This is a genomic window from Providencia sp. UF-183 (assembly GCF_058246155.1).
The window spans coordinates 1-21,987 of sequence record NZ_JBSICD010000004.1 but is presented as its reverse complement, the minus strand read 5'-3'; the positions used below and the strand labels follow the sequence as shown (position 1 = coordinate 21,987).

The 21,987-nt window shown below is 37.9% G+C and carries 23 protein-coding genes, 1 tRNA gene and 2 pseudogenes; 12 read left to right on the top strand and 14 right to left on the bottom strand.

What is annotated here, in order from left to right; translation table 11 throughout:
* Positions 1 to 44: 44 nt before the first annotated feature.
* The gene (locus tag AC4IFT_RS04430) at positions 45 to 677 is read right to left on the bottom strand and encodes a LysE family translocator (RefSeq protein ID WP_490731443.1); all 633 of its coding nucleotides are present in this window, start codon (positions 675 to 677) and stop codon (positions 45 to 47) included.
* A gap of 277 nt (positions 678 to 954) precedes the next feature.
* Here AC4IFT_RS04430 and AC4IFT_RS04425 point away from each other — a divergent pair.
* Both AC4IFT_RS04425 and AC4IFT_RS04420 read left to right on the top strand, forming a co-directional pair.
* Positions 955 to 1,029 (top strand) — tRNA-Arg (locus tag AC4IFT_RS04425).
* A 164-nt stretch (positions 1,030 to 1,193) separates the two neighbouring features.
* A pseudogene (locus AC4IFT_RS04420) lies at positions 1,194 to 1,304 on the top strand (Arm DNA-binding domain-containing protein); the annotation flags it as partial.
* Positions 1,305 to 1,565: 261 nt separating this feature from the next.
* On the opposite strand, the gene AC4IFT_RS04415 reads toward AC4IFT_RS04420, so the two are convergent.
* The 4 genes and pseudogenes from AC4IFT_RS04415 to AC4IFT_RS04400 all read right to left on the bottom strand — a co-directional run bounded on the left by AC4IFT_RS04415 (position 1,566) and on the right by AC4IFT_RS04400 (position 2,726).
* On the bottom strand, positions 1,566 to 1,739 hold the full coding sequence (locus AC4IFT_RS04415) for a hypothetical protein (protein WP_490731508.1): 174 nt from the start codon (positions 1,737 to 1,739) through the stop codon (positions 1,566 to 1,568).
* A 13-nt stretch (positions 1,740 to 1,752) separates the two neighbouring features.
* A pseudogene (locus AC4IFT_RS04410) lies at positions 1,753 to 1,944 on the bottom strand (hypothetical protein); the annotation flags it as partial.
* Positions 1,896 to 2,219, bottom strand: coding sequence for a hypothetical protein (locus AC4IFT_RS04405; RefSeq protein WP_490750812.1), 324 nt, complete (start codon positions 2,217 to 2,219; stop codon positions 1,896 to 1,898). The gene AC4IFT_RS04405 and the pseudogene AC4IFT_RS04410, both read right to left, overlap by 49 nt.
* Positions 2,220 to 2,387: 168 nt before the next feature.
* Complete coding sequence (locus tag AC4IFT_RS04400) at positions 2,388 to 2,726, bottom strand: hypothetical protein (protein WP_490731445.1); 339 nt, start codon at positions 2,724 to 2,726, stop codon at positions 2,388 to 2,390.
* A gap of 127 nt (positions 2,727 to 2,853) precedes the next feature.
* Here AC4IFT_RS04400 and AC4IFT_RS04395 point away from each other — a divergent pair, with 127 nt between their 5' ends.
* Positions 2,854 to 3,180: a hypothetical protein gene (locus tag AC4IFT_RS04395; protein WP_490731447.1), complete on the top strand. Its 327-nt coding sequence runs from the start codon at positions 2,854 to 2,856 to the stop codon at positions 3,178 to 3,180.
* Between the two features lie 61 nt (positions 3,181 to 3,241).
* On the opposite strand, the gene AC4IFT_RS04390 is transcribed toward AC4IFT_RS04395, so the two are convergent.
* Positions 3,242 to 4,369, bottom strand: coding sequence for a hypothetical protein (locus AC4IFT_RS04390; RefSeq protein WP_490750705.1), 1,128 nt, complete (start codon positions 4,367 to 4,369; stop codon positions 3,242 to 3,244).
* 441 nt (positions 4,370 to 4,810) lie between these two features.
* A complete protein-coding gene (locus tag AC4IFT_RS04385; RefSeq protein WP_490750704.1) occupies positions 4,811 to 5,206 on the bottom strand; it encodes a hypothetical protein in 396 nt (131 codons plus the stop codon).
* Positions 5,207 to 5,348: 142 nt separating this feature from the next.
* Between AC4IFT_RS04385 and AC4IFT_RS04380 the strand changes: the two genes are divergently transcribed.
* The 3 genes from AC4IFT_RS04380 (at position 5,349) to AC4IFT_RS04370 (ending at position 7,318) form a co-directional block, all read left to right on the top strand.
* Entirely contained in the window at positions 5,349 to 5,570 is a 222-nt protein-coding gene (locus tag AC4IFT_RS04380) for a hypothetical protein (RefSeq protein WP_490750703.1), read from the top strand.
* Positions 5,571 to 5,824: 254 nt separating this feature from the next.
* Entirely contained in the window at positions 5,825 to 6,001 is a 177-nt protein-coding gene (locus AC4IFT_RS04375) for a hypothetical protein (RefSeq protein WP_490731451.1), read from the top strand.
* Positions 6,002 to 6,904: 903 nt separating this feature from the next.
* Positions 6,905 to 7,318, top strand: coding sequence for a hypothetical protein (locus AC4IFT_RS04370; protein ID WP_490731453.1), 414 nt, complete (start codon positions 6,905 to 6,907; stop codon positions 7,316 to 7,318).
* Between the two features lie 21 nt (positions 7,319 to 7,339).
* Here the strand turns inward: AC4IFT_RS04370 and AC4IFT_RS04365 are convergent, their stop codons facing one another.
* The 4 genes from AC4IFT_RS04365 to AC4IFT_RS04350 form a co-directional block, all read right to left on the bottom strand.
* Positions 7,340 to 7,762 (bottom strand): GNAT family N-acetyltransferase, encoded by a 423-nt coding sequence (locus AC4IFT_RS04365; RefSeq protein WP_490731455.1) that lies wholly within the window; start codon positions 7,760 to 7,762, stop codon positions 7,340 to 7,342.
* A gap of 114 nt (positions 7,763 to 7,876) precedes the next feature.
* The gene (locus tag AC4IFT_RS04360; protein WP_490731457.1) at positions 7,877 to 8,425 is read right to left on the bottom strand and encodes an MltR family transcriptional regulator; all 549 of its coding nucleotides are present in this window, start codon (positions 8,423 to 8,425) and stop codon (positions 7,877 to 7,879) included.
* A 78-nt stretch (positions 8,426 to 8,503) separates the two neighbouring features.
* Complete coding sequence (locus AC4IFT_RS04355; protein WP_490731459.1) at positions 8,504 to 9,667, bottom strand: mannitol-1-phosphate 5-dehydrogenase; 1,164 nt, start codon at positions 9,665 to 9,667, stop codon at positions 8,504 to 8,506.
* 11 nt (positions 9,668 to 9,678) lie between these two features.
* The gene (locus AC4IFT_RS04350) at positions 9,679 to 11,628 is read right to left on the bottom strand and encodes a PTS mannitol transporter subunit IICBA (protein WP_490731461.1); all 1,950 of its coding nucleotides are present in this window, start codon (positions 11,626 to 11,628) and stop codon (positions 9,679 to 9,681) included.
* A gap of 601 nt (positions 11,629 to 12,229) precedes the next feature.
* On the opposite strand from AC4IFT_RS04350, the gene AC4IFT_RS04345 reads away from it, so the two are divergent.
* Entirely contained in the window at positions 12,230 to 13,462 is a 1,233-nt protein-coding gene (locus AC4IFT_RS04345) for an ArsB/NhaD family transporter (RefSeq protein WP_490731463.1), read from the top strand.
* A gap of 60 nt (positions 13,463 to 13,522) precedes the next feature.
* On the opposite strand, the gene AC4IFT_RS04340 is transcribed toward AC4IFT_RS04345, so the two are convergent.
* Complete coding sequence (locus AC4IFT_RS04340; RefSeq protein WP_490750702.1) at positions 13,523 to 14,260, bottom strand: cyclase family protein; 738 nt, start codon at positions 14,258 to 14,260, stop codon at positions 13,523 to 13,525.
* Positions 14,261 to 14,470: 210 nt separating this feature from the next.
* Positions 14,471 to 15,313, bottom strand: coding sequence for a MetQ/NlpA family ABC transporter substrate-binding protein (locus AC4IFT_RS04335; RefSeq protein WP_490731467.1), 843 nt, complete (start codon positions 15,311 to 15,313; stop codon positions 14,471 to 14,473).
* Between the two features lie 214 nt (positions 15,314 to 15,527).
* On the opposite strand from AC4IFT_RS04335, the gene AC4IFT_RS04330 reads away from it, so the two are divergent.
* From AC4IFT_RS04330 to AC4IFT_RS04315, 4 genes are read left to right on the top strand one after another with little or no spacing between them, the layout of a single operon-like run.
* Positions 15,528 to 16,652: a CMD domain-containing protein gene (locus AC4IFT_RS04330; protein WP_490750701.1), complete on the top strand. Its 1,125-nt coding sequence runs from the start codon at positions 15,528 to 15,530 to the stop codon at positions 16,650 to 16,652.
* A gap of 4 nt (positions 16,653 to 16,656) precedes the next feature.
* A complete protein-coding gene (locus tag AC4IFT_RS04325; protein ID WP_490750700.1) occupies positions 16,657 to 18,117 on the top strand; it encodes an NAD(P)-binding domain-containing protein in 1,461 nt (486 codons plus the stop codon).
* A gap of 3 nt (positions 18,118 to 18,120) precedes the next feature.
* Positions 18,121 to 19,134 (top strand): methionine ABC transporter ATP-binding protein, encoded by a 1,014-nt coding sequence (locus AC4IFT_RS04320; protein WP_490750699.1) that lies wholly within the window; start codon positions 18,121 to 18,123, stop codon positions 19,132 to 19,134.
* A complete protein-coding gene (locus tag AC4IFT_RS04315) occupies positions 19,131 to 19,799 on the top strand; it encodes a methionine ABC transporter permease (protein ID WP_490731475.1) in 669 nt (222 codons plus the stop codon). Before AC4IFT_RS04320 ends, AC4IFT_RS04315 begins: the two co-directional genes overlap by 4 nt.
* Positions 19,800 to 20,133: 334 nt before the next feature.
* On the opposite strand, the gene AC4IFT_RS04310 is transcribed toward AC4IFT_RS04315, so the two are convergent.
* The gene (locus AC4IFT_RS04310; RefSeq protein ID WP_490731477.1) at positions 20,134 to 20,427 is read right to left on the bottom strand and encodes a helix-turn-helix domain-containing protein; all 294 of its coding nucleotides are present in this window, start codon (positions 20,425 to 20,427) and stop codon (positions 20,134 to 20,136) included.
* A gap of 1,017 nt (positions 20,428 to 21,444) precedes the next feature.
* On the opposite strand from AC4IFT_RS04310, the gene AC4IFT_RS04305 reads away from it, so the two are divergent.
* Positions 21,445 to 21,609 (top strand): hypothetical protein, encoded by a 165-nt coding sequence (locus AC4IFT_RS04305; protein WP_490750698.1) that lies wholly within the window; start codon positions 21,445 to 21,447, stop codon positions 21,607 to 21,609.
* Positions 21,610 to 21,987: the final 378 nt, after the last annotated feature.

The following is a 21,987-nucleotide window of genomic DNA, read 5'->3' as shown; positions in this document are numbered from 1 at the left end:
ATCAAATGAAAGAATAAGCCGCATGACCACACTCCTCCTTACAATTATTTTTTGGATTCAACCAGTATCTTGATGGCTAGCCCAGCCAAAACTGTCCCCATTAGCCACCGTTGAATTAACTGCCACGTTGGACGACGAGTCAGTAATAATGAAATAGCTCCCGCTGTAATCACGATAAGCCCATTGATTGTTAAGCTAACCAATATTTGGATTGTTCCTAATATCATTGATTGCACCAACACACTGCCATGATCTGGTGTAATAAATTGCGGCAGTAAAGATAAATACATAATCGCGATTTTAGGATTAGCGATATTCGTTAAAAACCCCATCATAAAAAGTTTTCTAGGGCTATCGATATCCAATATTTGGAGTTGGAAAGCTGAACGCCCATTAGGCTTAACTGCCTGCCACGCTAAATAGAGCAAGTACATCGCCCCTGCAATTCGTAACACATCATACGCATAAGGAATTGCAAAGATAAAAGCGGTGATACCAAAGGCCGCGCATAACATATAAAAAACAAATCCGAGTGCGACACCTGCAAGTGAAATAAACCCAGCTTGTCGACCTTGGCAAATAGACCGAGAAACTAAATAAATCATATTCGGACCCGGCGTTAATACCATTCCAAGAGCAATTAGACCAAAAGCAAATAATGTAGCGATCTCTGGCATTTCCCCACTCCAAAATTCAATATTGACCGATAATTAAGCTAGTTTTGCACTTAACATTTTCCCATAGCTTGTTAAATTTACGTTAACTTTCACGCATCTATTGATTATAGTCATAGCAAAATAAAACCAGCAACTGAAATAGTTATTAGACAAAACTAGTACGAAAAAACAAACAAAAAAACGATCTTCACAATAAATTGAATTAATTCACCGTAACAACTTGATTCCATTGGAAGTGGACAGTAAAATGCAAACCCTGCTTAGTAATAAGCTCAAAGTCCCCTTAGTTAAATGGATATAACGAGCCCCTCCTAAGGGCTAGTTGCAGGTTCGATTCCTGCAGGGGACACCACAATAGACTCAACCGACCTATTCCCACCTAAACAAAACCCTCATAAAACCAAGCGTAACAATCATCCACACTAAACTGAGCTAAACCAATCTATACTGCTATAAACAAATTTTCGGGGGTAGTATTGGTGGTATCGTATATTTTACTCACACTCAATACCCTCTATGAAGCTAAATGTTAAACAAGTAGAAGCAGCGAAAGCGCAAGATAAGCCGTACAAGCTTGCGGATGGTGGCGACTTATATCTTAATATATCAACAACCGGTGCTAAATCTTGACGTTTAATATACCGATTCGATAAAAAAGAAAAGCTTCTAACCATTGGGCTCTATCCATTGCCTGATAGCGATTTCTACAGCCCTGCAAAACTATCTTATTAGGCGTGCGCGCTAGTCCTTCAGTGATGCCATTTTCATCAACTCGCAAGCGGATATTGGTTTCATTCTCGTATTAGACTTCCATTTCTTCAGTTGCTTCTTAAAGTCCTGTGCGGCCCGGCTAAACTTAACCGAAGTATCGATAATCGGTGTTTTGCTTTACTGGCTCTCTGCTAGCTCAAAGTTACACTGCTGATACTCAACGCCACCCAAAACTTTAGGCTCTATCTGCAAACTGACTAAGTGAATGTTTCCGAATGAGGGGTGATAGAATTGAATTGTTTCGTAGAATGTACGCATCGGTCGTTGCGCTCGGTACTCTCTTAACTTCATTCTCCCCCTTGCATCGTGGTAATTGCTCTGTGACGACGATATCTAGCAAGCCCCAATCTCTCGGCGGTATCTCAACAATTAAATCACCAAACTCGTCATCTTCATTAAACAGCTTGCGGCAGATTACCGATCCAGTCCAAGTTACTACGCTGCTGTTTATCGACGTTTGTACTGGGTAATTAACAAAGTGAAGCTCCTGCGGTTGTTCGCGCATAATACCCTGTAAGTATAGTTAGTCAAAAAATAATCACTATTGAAATCTAACTGTTTTACCCTTGTTGGTATTAGATGAGATGGAGAGCCATCTTCTGAGACATGCCTTATTGCTGGCATTGATATTTTGTCACTACCGCACATCTTGCAGGTTAGGATGTCAACGCCTTTTAGCTGCATAAACTCAGAAAACTTCTCTTTAGTGACTGAGCGAAAGAACGAATTCAATTGAGCGTCGTTCTTTTTATTTTGTTCATCTTCGGTCATAAATCCCCCATAAATTAATGAGAGAGATTTAACCATTTGTTTTAGGGGAAGTGTTACTGTTCTTGTTTATAACAAAGCAAAAGACCTCAGTTAAGAGGCGTAATGTGTGATATGGGGCATAATGTTTATATAGAGAGCGAATCACAGCCCAAGGACGGGCTAGATTAACTATTGAGCAATATAATCAGCGGTCAATATCATTATATTTCCACCATGGCCGTTGCAATCAATCCTAACTACATGCTTTGGTGTACGTGTCATTGATGTGTACGCGTGTTCAAAATTAGTCACTGATGTCATGTTATGGTTGATTGTGCCAGATACGTAAATGACCTCTGCCGACAGCTTACATAACTCATAACTCATTTTTTCAGCATAAATAAAATCCCAATCGCCATAATCAGACCTGTTCCCATCTGATGCTAATGAGTCAATGCTATTGCTAGAGTGCGCATTAAAACCAAAGCACATCATCATTAGCAAGCTAGCAGCTATGTATCCTTTCATCTCACCATCCCATCAATTAGTTTCAGTAATGTTAGCTTAGCGGGAGTGCAAATTGAAGCAAAGCACACTTTCAGATTATATATTTAAGTGATATTTTATTTCCCACCAATTTAATAAGGATGACTGTATGGGCGTTGAATTTCATATTACTCGTGCTGAATGCTGGTTTGATAGTGAAAGCAATCCAATCAGTAGCGACGAGTGGATAGCTCTTGTTGAGCAAGACCCTGAGCTAAAAATAAATGCTATTAACGGTGAATTTAATGCAATATGGATCGGAAATAGCACCTATGATGAGCCTTGGCTTGAGTGGGATAACGGTAGAGTTTATACCACATGGCCTGATACTGCTCTCTATATAAAAATGCTAGAAATCGCAAAAAAACTAAATGCTAAAGTCATGGATGATGAATGTGGTATTTATAATAAACCAGAGTCTTGGGTATATCCTTAATCGATGCTCATAACAAAAAAACCTGCCGAAGCAGGTCTGATTTTTGATTGAGTTAACGCTGCTACTCTACCAATACAGAGACGTTAATCGCACCTTTATATTTACCCGGCTTAATATTACCGTTCGCACAAAGATTGAAAAAGAGCGATTTCGTAAAGTCTTTGCCCGGTATCGTCGAAATTGATTGGCTACCTAAATAAGGGATTGCATCTGATGAGTTAGCATTACACACGCTATCACCTTGGCTTGTCGCCGATGTTGCAATATAAGGCAAGTCACCTGCATTACTTTCTGAACTCGTTAACACCATCCCTGTAGTGCTTCCTGTCACCATTGGATTCATAGGCCCCAGAGTTAAAAAACCTTCCTTTCCTGCTTCATAGCAGCTCACTTGCACAACCGCTTGTTCACTCGCTAAGTTTTTCGGTGTAGGGTAGTTCTGGCTTAACTGTGTGGGGTATTGGATATTTGTCTGTGTTGAAGGTGTCAACTTGCAACTTTTTAGTGCTGTTATTGTCACATTACTACTTTGGTCAAACAGCGGGGCACTTTCTGTGAACCCCCATCCTGAAGCGATTAGAGTCACACCAATATAACTCGGATTAATTTTATACACACCAGGCTTTAGGCCACCACCAATCGCATAAGCTGAGTAACTTGAAACTGTGAATACGGCCGGGTTTATCTTATCATTATATGTATGTTTGAAAAAATTTTTGCTTCCTAATTTTGGCGCTATTCCCCATGCCGCTTCAGACCTTGTGTATTCATTTTGGAATCTATATAGCCCATTCATGCTAACATTTTTTCCATTAACCAATGTCGCTGTTACATTCTGCATCGTTTTCCCATCATAACGTAAAAATGATGCATTTAAAGTTCCATTGATAGTTAACACGATTGACCCACTGTCTGGATTAGTCGTATTGACAAACTGAATACCTGATGTATTTATTTCAGGAAAATACTCCAATTCACCAAGAACGCCCCACCACCGTAAACTTATTTGATAGTGAATGGTATTCGCCTCAAGGTCTGATGCTGTCTGTAAGTAGGTAGATACTGATGCAACAGGGGGCTGAACTTCCCCCAGATAACCTCTTGCCCCGATCGGAACCTTAAGTTCGATAGCATAGCTTTGCATAGCAACAGCAAATAAGGTTGCTATAAGTAGCACTCTTTTTTTCATATCGTCATTTCTTCTAGTTATGCATTATATTTAATGCCACTGTTTAATTATTTAACTCAATATAGGTGTAATTGCGATATAAATAAAGAAAATGACTACTTATTTTGTTACTAACTGCTAATCATAATCTTGTGTGGTGAGTTAAATTACCAATGCAGCCAAACAGCCTTAAATAAATACATATCCCATTGATTAATAATGTTTTTTAGTAATTTTTATTTTTTGACAGTTTAAATGCAGGAGTGAATGCAATAAATAATCCATATTTTCTCTTTCAATAATTGGATTACAAATACACAATAAATTACACACATAAACAAACTGAAAGCAAAACACTTTCAATATATGAAAACATCAAGGCTACAGAGTGCATTCTGATCAACCTATATATTTCAGGCAATAAAAAACCCACCGGAGTGGGTGGGTTGTTAATACATTACATTAGTCATTACTGTAAATTCTATCTTTGCTGATAATGTTTACTATATGGTGACAGGAGTCCATTGATAACTTTCTTGGCTCCCATTTGGCTATATCCGACTGAGATAGCCCTTCCGCGCTCCATGGAATGATACCTTTATGCCCGCATCCAGTATTTGATAACACATCAATAAATTTCTTTTTGATCATGTCATAAATTCTTACTTCACCAATACTAGTCATACCAGACACCCACAAAGAACCGCCGCCTATAGTTCGTAAATTATCGCACACTATATATTCGTGCTTCATAAGTAAGCATTTATAAACATTACGAGCAATGCCGCCTGCTTGGAAATCATCGAGGATAGCCACGCCTATTGCATCTGTACGAGTGACTAATCTCGCCTTTTCCATTGCAGGTTTTGCAGGCTATGCGCTTAACCTCTCTTACTTCACGAAAGTTTGCGTATTCCCCCTCCTTAATTTCAAAACCCATACGCTTTGTTTCTTTGATTACATTCCTATCAACCCATCGCGTATAACTGGTGAGTTCGTCATGAAAGAGTGGACAAGCCAGAATGGAGAGAAGAAATCAGCACCAGTAATTATCGTTAACCAGTTGGATTTTGGCGGTAACAGCAATCAGTCAGGAAGCCAGAATTTTCGAAAACCACAGCAACAAATGCCGCAGAATGAGCCACCGATGGACTTCTCAGATGATATCCCATTCGCTCCCATTGGGCTCACCTACCTACGCTACGCTATTTATATGATTTAACCAAAGGATATAACCATGCCTGTAACTACCGAGGTGGTGAAAGTTTATTGCTCGCCAACTAGGAATAGGCGATATTTCAGCAAGGAAGCTGCAATCAATGCCGATTATTATTGATAACGGCATCAGTATGGTTCGAGTTAATAACATTTGGTCAGCTCGTCAATTTAACAACCATTGCATAGCAATTAACGGTGATAATTATTATCGAATTGCTATGGAAATTTATTTATTAATGAAGGATGCGGAGAATAACAATGGAAATTAAATTAGGTAAATACGTAATAACATCTGATAAGTATCAGTTCATCCTCAATGAAATTAAAACGATAAAAGAAGGTGAAAACGCAGGCAAAGAAAAAATGGTTACCGTTAGCTATCATCCACGAATGGAAATGCTAATCAAAAAGTTATTGTGGTCGATAGAACTTTAGTCTTTAATTGATAGCTATTGATATTTGACTTATGTATATTGTTAATCACTTAATCATATGGATGTGTGCGTCGTCATGGCTGAACTGATTATTTATGAAATCATATTAGGAATTGCAGTATTTTTTTGCTTTTGGAATATAGGCCGAACCAATACTTTCTGGTCTTTTATTCGAGTTATCGCTGGAATATGCCTTATAGTCATCATGTGTATGCTTGGTATGATCATAGCGTACGTTGCATCATAGCAATCATCTACCTAACTTAAAGATTGGGGCATACGTAGTGTCATTTACCGTTATTTATCTTTTATTTGCTGCCTTTTTACTCCTGTGGCTTGCTTATTGGAGCTTTTCAGCTCTATTTCCAAAATCACCACCGAGTAGTGTTTTCTGCCTCTTCGCTAGAACAATCATAGGCGTGACCTTGGTCTTATCTGCAATCTATGTAACTCTTGTCGCTTTCGCAATCACCATTTAACCTAATGTTGAGCTCCCCCCTCAAATATACAATGTTAACGGAAATCACATTAATAAATGCACCTGATAAATGATATTTACTGCTCTGAAAATATAGATAGGCAGAAAGAATGCATTATCTGAAAACATGATGCTGTTTACATTAATTATCGTTTCTGCAATTATCAAACCGCTTGATTCATTCATTTAAATTACCAATTAAAAGTTTAAGTCAATATACCTAATCGACCATACCTACGCCACTTAATCATTTATATCGTAGCCCGCCGAGTGAATATTGAAAGTCAATGTGAAGAAATATAACGCAAAAAATGGCTGATTGAATCGCTGCGAGTAGAAAAATCCTATTTTTCATCTAATCATTTTGATCATGAATAGAACCTTCTATTATCAATTCTGTTACGCGTATTTACTGGATAATACTCAATGAAAAAAATTGTCATTCTTCTTTTTTTGCCTCTTTTGCTTTTAGCTTGCACAAAAGAAGAGCCGTCTTTAGTCGTTATTTCTGGAATGAGTAAAGCTGAAGTCATTCACATTGAAGGGATACCTAAGAGTTCAGCCACTCGGGGCCAGTATGATTTATTCTTTTATGCCGACCAGTTATTAGCTGAACAACCGAACCAGAAAGCTGACAGAGTATTTATCTTTGTGGATAATAAACTGATGGAATACTCAACAATAAACATTCGCTCAGTTCATGATAAAAATGCTGGGATAAGATTAAATGCAAAACAAAGTCTAGCATGCTGGATAAATCAATTAAATTTACCTGTTGACCCATCCGCTAGTGCTAATAAAAATATCCAAACAAATGGAGTAGATTGTTTTCAAATGTGAGTAGTGAAAACAATCAAAAATTTATTTTAAATTCATTTTAGTCAAATAATGAGATTGCATTCCTGTTTCGGGGAAATCTGGCAGGGACATTTGCTGGATATAACCTAATTTTTGATAAAATGGCAGTGCTTGAAAACTAAAAGTATCAACCAAAGCATGAAGACAGCCTATTTTCGACGCCTCAAGTTCAGCTGTTTGCATTAATTGACTACCTATCCCTTCTTTTCTCGCTGATTCACTTACCCATAAATAATCAATACATAACCAATTAGCTCTTACTGTCGCAATTAAGCCGCCCTGCATCACACCATCACCATCTTTAAAATACACGCCTAATTGACCAAAGCGGGAAGCATCTAAATACTGGGTGTTATAGCTACGCAGCCCTGTAAGTAATTCATCTCTATCTTCTTGAGTGACTTCATGAGTAATAATAATATTCATGTTTAAACCATATTAAGTTCGATTATACATACTTGTATTTCAAACATATTTATATAATGAAGTAAATAGATAAGCGAAGCTTTTAGAGAAAAAAATTATAAATCCAATCGTTGATTAAAAAACATCAGTTTCTAGTATTTGTGCGATTAAATCAGCAACAGATAACACCAAAGACGACTTGACCATTTGCTGATAGCGCTGCTTTTGCAAATCAATTAGCTGTTTATCTACCATATCTTCAGGCTGATCAAAACGCATCATTTCAGGTAATGGACCCATGCAGTGCAACATTTTAATACTGCCGATTATTTCATCATCAATATAATCTAATTTTAATTCTTGGAAAGATAAAGAATCATTTAATGCTAGAAATAATTCAATATCTTCATAGGTTTCACGCGTTATGGCCCCCAAAGCAAATAACAGTTTCAAACGCACAGATAAATCACCTAATGGTCCATTACCTGTCAAAAGAGGCTCAACTGCATATTTTACAGCATAATCATCCTTCCTAAATACTTTTAACATTAACTTATCAATTGCTTGAGAAATTAGCGTTATAACCTCCTGAATAAATAAATGAATTTCAGGCCGTTGGTTTAACCGCTCAAGGATATGATTTTCAATGTCTTGCTTATTTTCCATAATAATTTTTTTTGTCACTTTATGGCCACCTGCTTAATATTCATTCGCTAATAACCATAAAGTGATTGAACCTCAATAATTAGCCTATTACCCGAATTATTGTTTATTACTCAACTTTATTAACTCATATTGAGTACAAATTTTATCAACAATGGCAGGGTATTGCTGCAAACCGCATAGCTCCATAGTAGCCTGATAGATGCCATTTTCGTTAATTAATTCAACTAGCTCAATGGCCTGAGGATCATTAGAGCACCTAAAATGAAGCGCAGCTGCAATACCAATTATCAGATTATTATTAGGTAATTGGTACTCAAACGTCCCTAGTAACGGTTTAATCAACCTATCTTCTGGGCTGAGTTTACGGATAGGTTGACGCCCTACTCGGCTAACATCATCCTTTAAATAGGGGTTTGCAAAACGGCTTAATATTTTTTCAATATATTGCTGGTGCTTATCGGCGTTAAATCCATATCTCTGAATTAAAACTCGCCCGCTTTCTTCCATAGCTGCTTTTACAACAGCATGAACTTTAGGGTCATTAATAGCATCACTAATTGTTTGATGCCCATATAACTGACCTAGGTAAGCAGTAATCGCATGACCTGTATTTAACGTGAATAGTTTGCGCTCAACAAATGCCATTAAATTATCCGTTAGCTCCATCCCATCAATGCTCGGAATATTGCCAACAAATTGTGTTTTGTCGACAATCCACTCACTGAATGATTCGACGGTGACCGAAAGAGGGTCATCGTTTGCCGCATCCATAGGAGGAACAATACGGTCAACCGCCGAGTCGACAAAACCAATATGTTGTTCAACCCACCCATGTATTTCTACAGGCAATTGTGCAAGAACATGCTGCCTTAATTGGCTTGTCCCTCTTACCATATTTTCACATGCTATAATGTTGAGTGGTTTTTGGTTATTTAACGTATTTCTTAACGTAATACCTTGCGCTAAAGTCCCTGCTATCTTTTCAAGGATTTGCGGGCCGACTGCAGTTGTTACCATATCCGCAGTAGCGATATATTCGATTGTCTTTGGGTCATTAGAATTAATTGCGTGCACATGCTGCACTTTTTCAATACGACTTTCTTGACCAACAACATGTACCTGATACGACTGTTGATGCTCTAATTGATCAATTAAAGGTTGGTTAACATCGGTAAATGTAAGTTGTGAATTCGCATCTGCGAGTACTTTTCCAATAAAACCACGACCGATATTTCCTGCACCAAAATGAATGACTTTCATTGTTATTCTCCTTACGCTGCACTTTGTGATGCTAAAATTTCGAGCACTTCTTGAATATTTTGGGTATTACACAATTTCTCGATAACACCATCCTCATCCAGTGCTGAGGTAATTCGTGTAATCACTTCAATATGCTCATTATTTTGTGCTGCTATACCAATAACGAGGCGAGCAATTTCATCGGGTTCATCCCCAAATTGCACACCATCTGGATATTGGCAAATAACAATGCCAGTTTTTAAAACACGGTCTTTCGCTTCAATGGTTCCATGTGGGACTGCAATGGACTCACCAAGGTAGGTTGACGTTAATTTTTCTCTCGCCAACATCGCATCAATATAGTCAGGCTCAACATATCCACCTTCAACTAATTTTTGCCCTGCAAATTGGATTGCTTGTATTTTATTTTTCGCCGATAAATTTAAATGAATATGCTTAGCACTGAGTGTAAACAATGCTTCATCTTTATCTTCAACATCAAAAGATTCGTCATTTGCGGCTACAATAGTCTGCTTAATTAAACGCCCGTCATTTGCAGCAGTAGGATGCTTTTTCGCAATTAAATTAGTGACGAGATCATTATACGTTTGACCGTCTAAGAAATTTGCTAAAGAAATATGCATTGCATTAGGTGCAAATGTTTTAGCTCTTTCAGTGAGGTCTTTATGAGTGATAACAATATCAACATCCGCAGGAAGGTCATTAATAGCCATATTGGTGACATTAATATCAAATAGCCCTGCATCACGAACTTTTTTAGCTAATACACCTGCCCCCATAGCACTCGAGCCCATACCGGCATCACAAGCAACAATGATATTTTGCACATTTGCAAGATTAACGCTTGAATGGTTATTCGTTGCCTCTTTATTTGATGATTTAGACTGCGTTTTCATATCACGCATTTTTTTCGTCGCATTATCTAATTCATCATCATCACCAACACGGGTTCTTTTTAATAAGATTGCAGAAACTAAGAAGGAAACGACTGTTGCACTCGTGACGGATAAAATAACACCAATTAATGATGATTTTGGTGTCATCAGTAAAACTGCAAAGATTGACCCTGGAGAGGCTGGCGATACTAAACCAGCATGGAATAAGTTCATCACAAACACGCCTGTCATGCCCCCCAGAATAACGGCAAGAATTAAGCGCGGATTCATTAAAACATATGGAAAATAGATTTCGTGTATCCCACCAAAAAAGTGGATGATTGCAGCCCCGGGTGCTGATTGTTTTGCATTTCCCTTACCGAAAAACATATATGCAAGTAACACACCTAGTCCTGGACCTGGATTTGCTTCAATTAAGAAGAAAATAGAAGCACCTGTTTCAGTGGCTTGCTGAATGCCTAATGGGGAAAAAATCCCGTGATTTATCGCATTGTTTAGAAAGAGAATTTTTGCAGGTTCAACAAATATTGATGTCAGCGGCAGTAAGTTGTTTTCCACCATCACGTTAACGCCCGCTGCCAATACTTTAGATAGACCAGCAACCAGTGGACCTATAGCAAGGTATGCGAGTATTGCCAAAAGCATGCCGATAATGCCAGATGAAAAGTTATTCACAAGCATTTCAAAGCCAGTTTTCACTTTGCCATCAATCCAACGGTCAAAGCGTTTAATTGCAAAACCACCGAGTGGCCCTGCTATCATTGCCCCCATAAACATTGGCATGTCGGCACCAACAATCACCCCCATAGTGGTAATTGCCCCAACAATCCCCCCGCGCTCACCGCCAACTAGGCGCCCGCCCGTATAGCCAATGAGCAGCGGTAATAAATAGGTGATCATTGGGCCGACAAGCTGTGCCAATGTTTCATTTGGCCACCAGCCCGTAGGGATAAAGAGCGCGGTAATTAAACCCCACGCAATGAAAGCACCGATATTAGGCATGACCATATTACTGAGGAAACGCCCAAAATTCTGTACCTTTAATTTGATATTTGATGTTACCATGATAGAACCCCGTGGTACGAGAACGATAAGGTTGTAACGTTATCGCCAAATAACGTTAGTGAATTTTTCGACACTTTCACTCTAACATGACCTTTGTCAGATGCGTACCACGCGGGCTTTATGTGATGAACATCACCCAAATACCCTATCTATCCCCTCATAAATATTGATCAGCTTCACAAATATGCAGTGTGGCTTTACTACAAAGACGATTTTTTAATCAAAATAAACAAAAAATGTGACTTTAGTCACACTGGAATCCTTAACTTAATTTTCAGAATAGAGATCTTGATCACGAATTATTTTCATATTCACGATTTTTTAGATCTCTTAAAAGCTAAATTAGCCTTTTTACTGTTGTTGGATTTAGTTTTGTAATTAATTTTCACTCGCTGAATATTTCAAAAAAGCACAAATGAAATGAATATTGAGCTGAATATGTCGGCTTAGCATTCATCTTATTTTAAATTTTCTATCTTTTTGCGATGATTGAGAATAAGATTTACTGCAACTTATTATTATCAAAAGAATATTTAACCTTGATTCAAAAGATATTCACCGATAAATTATCCTTAAATTTATTCATTAAAATGTGAACACAATGACTTTAACCATTATTGTTTTTCTTTTGGTTTATATTGCTATGGGCTTTGGTAAGTTGCCCGGTTTTAAAGTAGACAGAACGGGAGCTGCTGTTATTGGCGCCTTAGCCATGATGGCTATCGGTAGTATTACCCCACCACATGCTTGGAATGCCATTGATTATCGAACAATTGGCATGTTATTCGGTTTAATGGTGGTATCTGCATCGTTTGTTGTATCTGGCTTTTATAGCTGGACAGCGAACCGAGTTGCGATGTTAAAGGTTTCTCCTCCGGCACTTTTAGCGGTATTAATCGGTGTTGGCGGGATCCTTTCTGCTCTATTAACTAATGATGTCGTGGTTGTTGCCATGACACCATTATTAGTTTCAATTAGCTTATCCCGTGGTTTAAACCCTATCCCATTTTTATTAGGCTTTTGTTTCGCAGCAAATAACGGTGCTGCTGGCTCATTAATTGGCAGCCCGCAGAATATGATTGCAGCTCAAGGACTCGACATCTCATTTGTCGGTTTATTAGAAGCCTCAGCAATCCCTGCCTTAATTTCGTTACCCATTACATGGCTAGTCCTCGTTTGGTTGTACCGCAATCGCTGGTACATTGCTAAGGATGAAATGCAAACAAAAGCACCAACAACTCAAGAAACATTAAATGTATGGGAAACAACCAAGGCAGGGATTATTACATTTGCCGTTATTATCGCATTTATCATTAGCGATATTCCTAGAGAATTAATTGCCCTTACTGCCGCAGGGTTCTTATTATTGAACCGTTCAATTGCATCTAGCGATATGCTTAAATTAGTCGATGGGAATTTATTACTCTTAATTATGGGATTATTTGTCGTTAATGCGGCCTTTGCGTCAACAGGAATTCCTCAGCAACTCCTCAATGATTTACGTGCTCATGGTGTCGATTTAAATAACCCTCTGGCATTGTTCTTAGTGACTGGTGTGCTCAGCACAATCGTAGGAAATAACCCCTCCGTCATGCTACTTGTACCATTTTTAACACCTGATGGAAATGCAGATTCGCTTGGTGCTGCATTAGTACTTGGCTCTGGTTTTTCAAGCAATTTATTAGTTTTTGGTAGCCTTGCCGGTATTATTGTTGTTGAACAAGCTGCGGCTTATGGTGTGAAAATATCGTTTAGTGAGTTTGCAAAATCGGGAGGCATTGTTGCCGCGTTATGCATGCTCTTAGCCGCAATCTGGGTAGTATTAGTCTTGTAGGAATAATTGCAGTTTATCACCAGCCATACTTCATGATGGCTGGTAATAAAACTTCAATATTTAGGGAAGGATGGCAAATGAGCGCACAGGAAATCCGCTCGCATTATTAGGTTTAGCCACAATATTAAAAATAACTGCCCCGCGAGTCGGTACTTTGTCCAAGTTTGCCAGTAACTCCACTTGGTAAGTATCTTGTTCTAAAACGTAATATTCACCCAGTAATGCATTATTTTTTCGAAAATCCTTCGCAGCATCGGTATCAAACGTTTCATGTCCAATTGCTTTAATACCACGCTCTTCAAATAAGAATTTTAACGCATCCATTCCCCAGCCTGGAATTTGGTTGTTACCTTCAACATCTTTATTATCCATCAACTCTTGTGATGGCCAACGTTTGCTCCAATCTGTTCTTAACGCGACAAAGCTGTCAGCTTCGATTTTGCCGTGTTGCTCTTCAAAAACCAGCACATCATTAAGAGAAAAGGCAAAGTTTGGATCGTGTTTCGCTCTTTCAGACTGGTCAATAACAATTAAAGGTAAGACAAGCTCTTTTAGCTCTAACTCATGCAAAAAACGTTTGCCTTCAACAAAATGGCATGGTGCATCAATGTGCGTACCATATTGGCCCGGAAAGGTAAATTGCTGAGCAAAGAAACCTTCGGGATAACCAAATAAGGTTTTAAACTCTGCTGAATCAAACATAAAGAAGTGTGGTGAGTTGCCATCAAAGCTGTGTGTTAAATCAACCCATTTCTTCTGTTTTATAATATTAAATGCATCAATCAGTTCGTGACTCATATTTTTCCCCTGTCAGGTTGATTTTGTTCTGTCTTTTTATGAAGTTGTATTTTTTGTTGTGTTACTTAACTATTTAATAGCAGCAAAAACATTATGTTGTCTAGAAATTTAATAAGAATAAATTTCATATTAATTTATAAGAAAGCCACTTATTAATTCAATAATAAGTGGCTAGATAAGAACAAAAATATAAAAAATTAGACTAGGATTTTATTTAGGGTATTTATTCCAGCTTTCTGGCTCAATAAAGCCATCATAAATACGCTGGGAACGAATATAATCTGCATATTCTTTAGATTCAAAGGCCTCTTTTAAGTCTTTAGCCCATTGAGAATCAAGGTCTTTTTGCATTACAGTGACAATAACACGGTGCTCTAACGGTGAGTTTTCAACAACTAACCCGTCGGCAATACGTTGGCCTGCACTTGCGACATAATTTCCATTTACCACTACAAAATCAACATCATCAAGTAATCTTAAACCTTGAGCAGCATCTGTTTCACGCACATCTAAGTTATATTTACCTGACGAAATATCATTAACGCTAAAGCTCAGTGTACTGACATTAGGTTTGATTTTAATCCAACCTAATTGCTCAAGGATCCTCGCGCCGCGCTCTGCATTAACAGGGTCGTTAGATAACGCAACAATCATACCATCTTTAACATCTTCAATTGATTTATGCTTATTAGAACGTAAACTTTGCGGCGCACTTGGTGAATCAGTTAGTGCCACCATATTAATATTATTCTTTTTGTTATAAGCATCCATATACGCACGGCTTTGATTCACCGATGCGTCAATAGAACCTTCTTCAAATGCTGGGTTGATTTGCCTATTTTGTGAAAATTGGCGCAAATTAACCTTATATCCCTTTTTCTCTAAAATAGGGACAATGCCTTTATCAACTTGATCGATATAATTTCCAACCCCAAAACCTATCGTGATTTGTTTTTTATTTGGATTATCTTTTTCATTGTTATCGCCACATGCTGAAAGCGCAATAACAGCTGCCGCGATTAAAGATAGATTTATTAATTTTTGTTTTAGCATTTGTAACAACCCTGTGAAAATATTTCAGCCAGTATAATCATATTAATTTGGTTGTTCTTAGATCAGATAGTTATAACTTAGTTTGTTAGTAATATAAGAAGTAGTTTTAATTCTTTTAGGTTATATGGATATAACAAACAGATCGTTCGATAAATGATGTGATTGATATGTAATGAAGGGGATAAAAAAACGTTTAAAAAAAGAGAGTTACTCTATGACCATTTTCAATAATGATTTAATTAATACACTGACACACTTGCCACCAGATTCCGATTTAGCGTTAATCCGCCAAGACCGTTCAGCTGCAACATTAAATACCCAAGCCGCATACAGCGAAATTTTCTCTGTTCCATCAACACTATTCCCTGTTGATGTTCGTTATCATTTTGCACATCAAGTTGCAAAATTGACGGGTAGCCAAGCATTAGCAGATTTTTATTCACAACAATCATCATCACTAAAAACTGAGAATCTTTCACCTTCTTTACAAGCTGCTGCGGAATATCTGCAAATATTAACGTTATCCCCAAAAGATACTCATTTCTCACTCATCGAAAACTTAATCGAAAATGACTGGGAAAATAGCGACATAATTTTGCTTGCTCAATTAATTACTTTTGTCACCTATCAAGCTCGCTTAGTCGAAGGTATTAATCTCCTGACCGCATCAGAGGCTAAGCCATTCGATACTGCAAAAATAGTCGCAGGTAAATGGAATCATCAGCCTTTAACTCGCCAAGGCAATCCATCCCCAACGGCCTTCACGCAAGATAGTTTAGGTTGGGAAGCTTGGATAGCCGCTAGAGAAGTTGAAACGCTGAGCGATGAAGAAGCTCAAGTGATGAAAAAGTTTGGCCAATTAAATTCTGAATACTTCCTTTTGCTTGCTCACCAAAGCAAGATTTTAGAAATTCGAACCTTAATCGACCGAGGCGTCTTTTACACCACAGGTGGCCTTCCCCGTTGGGAACGTGAATTCGCAGCTGCGGTTGTCAGCAAAGTGAATGGTTGCATTTATTGTGCATCTATTCATGCACGCAAAGCCAGTCAGTATGCCAAAGAACGCCGAGGCGATGTTGACAAGCTCTTAGCAACCCCAATGGGTGAAGTTCTTGCGGCTGGTTTTGATGATAGATTGTTAGCAATAACCGATCTCGTTGCGTCTTTATCAGCAACGCCAATTCAGGCCGCTAGTTCTCAAATCGCAACACTGCGCCAGTTGGGGCTATCCGAACTTGAATTACTTGATTTAATTCAGTCTACTGCGTTTTTCTCATGGGCAAATCGCTTGATGCTTTCCCTCGGTGAACCATTTGAAATAACGGAGAATAAGGAATAATTTCATGGATAGGATCACAGGTTTAGCGGCTTTAGAAGCGCAAATTGCACAAGACTTGCAATATCTTAATATCCCAATCGCATCTTGGGCGTTATCTGATAATGATATCAACAAGCAACGCATTGATGTTGCCATTATTGGTGCAGGCATGTCGGGAGTCACCGCCGCATTCGCACTCAAATTACGCGGTATTAATGCCATTGTCTTTGATAAGTCTATTGCTGGAAATGAAGGTCCTTGGCAAAAACCTGCTCTTATGGAAACACTGCGTTCACCTAAGCAGGTTGTTGGCCCAGCCTTAGCGTCACCTTCGTTAACATTCCAAGCATGGTTTAAAGCGCAGTTTGGCAATGAAAAATGGGAAGCGTTAGACAAAATTCCTCGTCTTCAATGGGGTGAATATCTGCAATGGTTTAAAGCTATTACAGCACCGAAGGTATTGAACCAGTACGAACTTATTGACTTGCATTTGGTCGATCATGGCAGCCAGTTAGTTTTTAATACCCCTGAAGGCACAAAAGATTACATTGCACAGCATGTTATTTTAGCCACGGGTATGGAGTCATTTAGCGAACCGAGCATCCCCAGTTTTATGGATAATATTCCACAACATTATTGGGAACATTCATATGCAGGCACCGATTACCGCCGTTTTAAAGGGTTAGATATTGGTGTTGTTGGCTATAGCGCAGGTGCCATGGACAGTTCAGCCACCGCGCTAGAAAATGGGGCAAATTCTGTTGAAATTTTAATTCGAGCCGCAGATATGCCACGAGTAAACCGTGGTAAAGTCGCAGGAAGTGCAGGCTTTTCGAATGCTTATGCTTATTTTACAGATGCACAGAAATGGCATTATGCTGAATATGTCGCAAAAGCTAAAACCCCAGCACCGCACGGCAGCACTTTGCGGGTTTCTCGACATTCTAATGCTTTTTTTAACTTTAATACTCAGATTGAGCATATTGAATTAAAAGATAAAAAACTCCATATTTCGACGACAACCGAAAAATTCACCTTAGATTATTTGATCCTTGCAACAGGGTATCGAATCAATTGGTTCAAGCATCCTGCATTTAACCAAATTACCCCATTAATAAAAACGTGGGCTGATGCTTATACCCCACCAATCAGCGAAGAAAATAATGAACTCGGCTCACTCCCCTATTTAGGAGAGCATTTTGAATTACAAGGCAAAAATAGTGCTGACAATGAACAGCTAAAGCAATTTTATTGCTTTAATTTGAGTGCATCTCTCAGTATGGGGCCTGTCATTGGTCTGATCCCCGGAACTAATACAGGTGCAGAACGTTTAGCTGACCATATTGCAGCACAGTTATACCTAGCTCATAGAGAAGCACATCTCGAATTAGTGAAAACAAGCCAAGAGTTTGAATTATTAGGTGATGAGTGGCAGCCAGCACTTTTACCTTCAGAACGTATGCAACTAACTGATAATGTAGAGTAAACTATGATTACATTTCAAAATGTCCAAAAAGTATATGAAAAAGATGGGCAATCTTTAGTTGCGTTGCAAGACATTAACTTGCATATCAATAAAGGTGATATCTTTGGGTTTATTGGTTATAGCGGGGCTGGCAAAAGCTCACTTATTCGCTTAGTCAATCAATTAGAAAAACCATCCAGTGGTGCCGTTATAATTGATGGCCAGAACATTGCGCTCCATAGCCCCGCTGAAATTCGTGCCCATAAAAAAAGTATTGGCATGATTTTTCAGCATTTTAATTTATTAGAAACCAAAACTGTTGCTCAAAATATTGCCATGCCATTAGTCTTACTTGGGCTTGATAAGAACGAGATCAATCGCCGAGTTGATAACATCCTTGAATATGTTGAGCTAAGCGATAAAAAGCACCAATACCCAGGCCAGTTATCGGGTGGGCAAAAACAACGCGTGGGTATTGCCCGTGCGCTTATCAATAACCCCCAAATATTGTTGTGCGACGAGGCAACATCCGCACTGGATCCCCAAACAACACGCTCTATCTTGCTGCTATTAAAAAAAATCAGTCGAGAGCAAAATATTACTATCCTGCTTGTGACACACGAAATGGAGGTCATAGAACAAGTATGTAATCGTGTTGCGGTGATGGAAGCGGGTAAAATTGTAGAAGAAGGTACGGTATTAGATATTTTTGCTAATCCAAAACAACCAACGACACAAAAGTTTGTTGGTACCGTTTTAAATGAAGATATTCCTGAGCGTGTTCTGCACAATTTAGAACATCAAGAAGATATTTATCGTCTTGAGTTTCTAGGTTCATCAGCTCAAGAACCCGTCGTGAATGAACTCATCTTAAAAGAGATCGTTAAAATTAATATTCTCTTTGCCAATATGAAAGAGATTAGCGGTGTCGTACTTGGCAGCATGTTCGTGCAATTCATTGGCAACAAAATACAAATTGAAGAAGCTATTCAGTTTTTACGCCTGCGTGGCGTCGCTGTTAATCAGGGGGCAATATGACAGAAATATTTGAAACAGCCTTAACTAGCAAACAGTTTTTGCTGGCAATGTCTGAAACCTTCACAATGGTGAGCGTTGCGTTAGTTCTTGGGTCTCTATTTGGCATATTATTAGGAATATTGCTAGTTATAACAAGGCCTGACGGCATTTGGGAGAATAAAAGCATATATCGCATTGTCAATCCAATAATTAATATTATCCGGTCTTTACCTTTTATTATCTTGTTGGTGGCAATGATCCCATTAACGCGTTTTATGGTTGGAACATCTATAGGTACTACCGCTGCAATTGTCCCATTGGTGATTTTTATTGCCCCCTACACTGCCCGATTAGTTGAGAATTCGCTCTTAAGCGTTCACTCTGGAATTATTGAGGCAGCAGATTCAATGGGCGCGACAAATTGGCAAATAGTATGGCATTTCATTTTACCAGAAGCTAAATCTTCGCTTATTCTGAGCTTAACCGCGGCAAGCATTACTTTAGTCGGTGCAACAGCAATGGCAGGTGCAGTCGGAGGTGGTGGAGTTGGTGATCTCGCCTTAAATTATGGCTATCAACGTTTTGATAACGTGGCTATGGCCATTACCGTTGTAACACTCGTTGTTATTGTTCAAGGCATGCAATTTATTGGTGATTACCTAGCTCGAAAAGCCCGTTTTCATTAATTATTTACAGCTGGTAGTTTTACTATCAGCTCTATTTTGCTATTACAGGCGCCCAAGCTGATTTTCCTTAGGCAGTTGTAATAAGTTTAAAATGCAATTCTCAGTGACTCTTTATTTATTATAAATTTAATTTCAATTATAACTACATATAAAAAAATAAAAGCCCATTACAGGCTTTTATTTCTTAGCTTACACAGAATGAGAGATAAAAAATATATTTATTCTGTTTAATGAAATACACACTATAGTGTGCATTTAATTTATGTTCTTAATTGAAACAATAAGAAGCTAAAATTAAATTAGGTTTCATTGTGAGACAATATAATTTCTCGTATTATACTAATGTATAAATTGAGTCATCAAACCCTTTAGTCTCTCTTCTTTCATCTGTTCGGGTATCATCTTGAAGCACTTCGCTAAAAAACTCACCCATATTAACACCTAAGACTTTTAATACGCGAACTAAACAATCAATATCAATGCGGTTTACACCGCGCTCATAACGAAATAATTGTTGCTCGCTAATATCTATCTCTTTAGCTAACTGAAAAACAGTATAGCCTTGAGCTTTTCTTAGTGTTTTAATTTTTTGTCCAACTGCACAAGCGACAGGATATTTTGTATTCATAAACATTCTCGCTTCAATTTATATTAATGAAATAAAAATCAGCAGATAAATCACTGCATGTTTTTATTTTTATCTTTATATAATAAGTATAGCTTTGATAATAATACTGACGATTCAGCAGATATCGATTGGAATGATATACTAGCCTTCTAATTAGTTTCAACTAGTCTTATAGTGACGTTACAATTATGTAACAGAACATTACAATGTAATTCCACTGCAGGAGATGTTAAATTATACCTTGAATATCATATGGTTATATTTTTTGAATCTACAATTAAATTACACGTGATATTTGTAACACATCAAAATATCGGAATATTACACTGAAAAAACAGCGTTTAACCGATGTATAACCTAAAAATAAAGGAAATAAACAGAATAATTTAACACAGTAACAATATTAATGATTTTTGATAGAAACAATCATTTAACGAATAAAAAACAAGCAGATATCATTTGCATCTGTAAATAACAGTAAAATTAATAAATTTTACCTCTACTAGTTTTTAGCAACATTAAATATCAATAACATACATAAGCAGATAGTCTGTTACAATTAATGCAAACGCTAAATTTTTAAAGTAGCAAAATAATTACTTACCAATCCACCACGCTCAACATAACAAAACCATAACGTTAAGTAAGTTTATTATTCACTTTACTTGATGAACATCACAAAATTATGACAAATTAACACTATAAGATTATCTTATTTTAATTTTGATGTTTTTATCTTCGAAAGAAGATGACCAATATTTTACATTGATAATTTTTAAATGATTAGATTTAAACTCCAAAACATGCCACTTTTCTTTTAGCGCCTATAATACCCATATTAATTATATGCCATTTTAAATCATATTCTATTCCTCTGAGGGATATTTAACCTACGGCATTAAATTAAGATCAATATTGGATGCTCCTTTAAAGAATAATGGATCTGAAATTAAATATATAAGCATTAAGAGGGATTTTTCACTTAACAAGCCATAATAACAAAATTTAAGCGGCGTAATGCCTAAACCAACTCAGTATGTATTTACTTTGGCCTGTGAACGTTTTATGGCCACTAAGCTTAATGAACAAACCCAAAAGAATGAAATAACCAGCTTACCTGAGCACAACTTGGCGGCTGAGCGTTTACTTGATTTGGAGGATTTGCTGAGTATTTCGATTTGATGGTGGGTCGTGCAGGATTTAAATCCTTCGGATTTAGCCTTCGGCCTGAACCTGCAACCAGCTTACCTGAGCACAACTTAGTAACTGAGCTTTACTTAATTTGGAGGATTTGCTGAGTATTTCGATTTGATGGTGGGTCGTGCAGGATTTAAATCCTTCGGATTTAGCCTTCGGCCTGAACCTGCAACCAGCTTACCTGAGCACAACTTAGTAACTGAGCTTTACTTGATTTGGAGGATTTGCTGAGTATTCGATTTGATGGTGGGTCGTGCAGGATTTAAATCCTTCGGATTTAGCCTTTGGCCTGAACCTGCAACCAGCTTACCTGAGCACAACTTAGTAACTGAGCTTTACTTGATTTGGAGGATTTGCTGAGTA

Excerpts from the sequence above, each read along its gene's own strand:
- AC4IFT_RS04355 (WP_490731459.1), bottom strand. The coding sequence starts at position 9,667 with ATGAAAGTCATTCATTTTGGTGCAGGAAATATCGGTCGTGGTTTTATT.
- AC4IFT_RS04375 (WP_490731451.1), top strand. The coding sequence starts at position 5,825 with ATGGAAATTAAATTAGGTAAATACGTAATAACATCTGATAAGTATCAG.
- AC4IFT_RS04365 (WP_490731455.1), bottom strand. The coding sequence starts at position 7,762 with ATGAATATTATTATTACTCATGAAGTCACTCAAGAAGATAGAGATGAA.
- AC4IFT_RS04405 (WP_490750812.1), bottom strand. The coding sequence starts at position 2,219 with ATGACCGAAGATGAACAAAATAAAAAGAACGACGCTCAATTGAATTCG.
- AC4IFT_RS04305 (WP_490750698.1), top strand. The coding sequence starts at position 21,445 with ATGCCTAAACCAACTCAGTATGTATTTACTTTGGCCTGTGAACGTTTT.
- AC4IFT_RS04315 (WP_490731475.1), top strand. The coding sequence starts at position 19,131 with ATGACAGAAATATTTGAAACAGCCTTAACTAGCAAACAGTTTTTGCTG.
- AC4IFT_RS04380 (WP_490750703.1), top strand. The coding sequence starts at position 5,349 with ATGAAAGAGTGGACAAGCCAGAATGGAGAGAAGAAATCAGCACCAGTA.
- AC4IFT_RS04415 (WP_490731508.1), bottom strand. The coding sequence starts at position 1,739 with ATGAAGTTAAGAGAGTACCGAGCGCAACGACCGATGCGTACATTCTAC.
- AC4IFT_RS04330 (WP_490750701.1), top strand. The coding sequence starts at position 15,528 with ATGACCATTTTCAATAATGATTTAATTAATACACTGACACACTTGCCA.
- AC4IFT_RS04345 (WP_490731463.1), top strand. The coding sequence starts at position 12,230 with ATGACTTTAACCATTATTGTTTTTCTTTTGGTTTATATTGCTATGGGC.
- AC4IFT_RS04390 (WP_490750705.1), bottom strand. The coding sequence starts at position 4,369 with ATGAAAAAAAGAGTGCTACTTATAGCAACCTTATTTGCTGTTGCTATG.
- AC4IFT_RS04325 (WP_490750700.1), top strand. The coding sequence starts at position 16,657 with ATGGATAGGATCACAGGTTTAGCGGCTTTAGAAGCGCAAATTGCACAA.
- AC4IFT_RS04430 (WP_490731443.1), bottom strand. The coding sequence starts at position 677 with ATGCCAGAGATCGCTACATTATTTGCTTTTGGTCTAATTGCTCTTGGA.
- AC4IFT_RS04370 (WP_490731453.1), top strand. The coding sequence starts at position 6,905 with ATGAAAAAAATTGTCATTCTTCTTTTTTTGCCTCTTTTGCTTTTAGCT.
- AC4IFT_RS04340 (WP_490750702.1), bottom strand. The coding sequence starts at position 14,260 with ATGAGTCACGAACTGATTGATGCATTTAATATTATAAAACAGAAGAAA.
- AC4IFT_RS04400 (WP_490731445.1), bottom strand. The coding sequence starts at position 2,726 with ATGAAAGGATACATAGCTGCTAGCTTGCTAATGATGATGTGCTTTGGT.
- AC4IFT_RS04385 (WP_490750704.1), bottom strand. The coding sequence starts at position 5,206 with ATGGAAAAGGCGAGATTAGTCACTCGTACAGATGCAATAGGCGTGGCT.
- AC4IFT_RS04320 (WP_490750699.1), top strand. The coding sequence starts at position 18,121 with ATGATTACATTTCAAAATGTCCAAAAAGTATATGAAAAAGATGGGCAA.
- AC4IFT_RS04350 (WP_490731461.1), bottom strand. The coding sequence starts at position 11,628 with ATGGTAACATCAAATATCAAATTAAAGGTACAGAATTTTGGGCGTTTC.
- AC4IFT_RS04310 (WP_490731477.1), bottom strand. The coding sequence starts at position 20,427 with ATGAATACAAAATATCCTGTCGCTTGTGCAGTTGGACAAAAAATTAAA.
- AC4IFT_RS04395 (WP_490731447.1), top strand. The coding sequence starts at position 2,854 with ATGGGCGTTGAATTTCATATTACTCGTGCTGAATGCTGGTTTGATAGT.
- AC4IFT_RS04335 (WP_490731467.1), bottom strand. The coding sequence starts at position 15,313 with ATGCTAAAACAAAAATTAATAAATCTATCTTTAATCGCGGCAGCTGTT.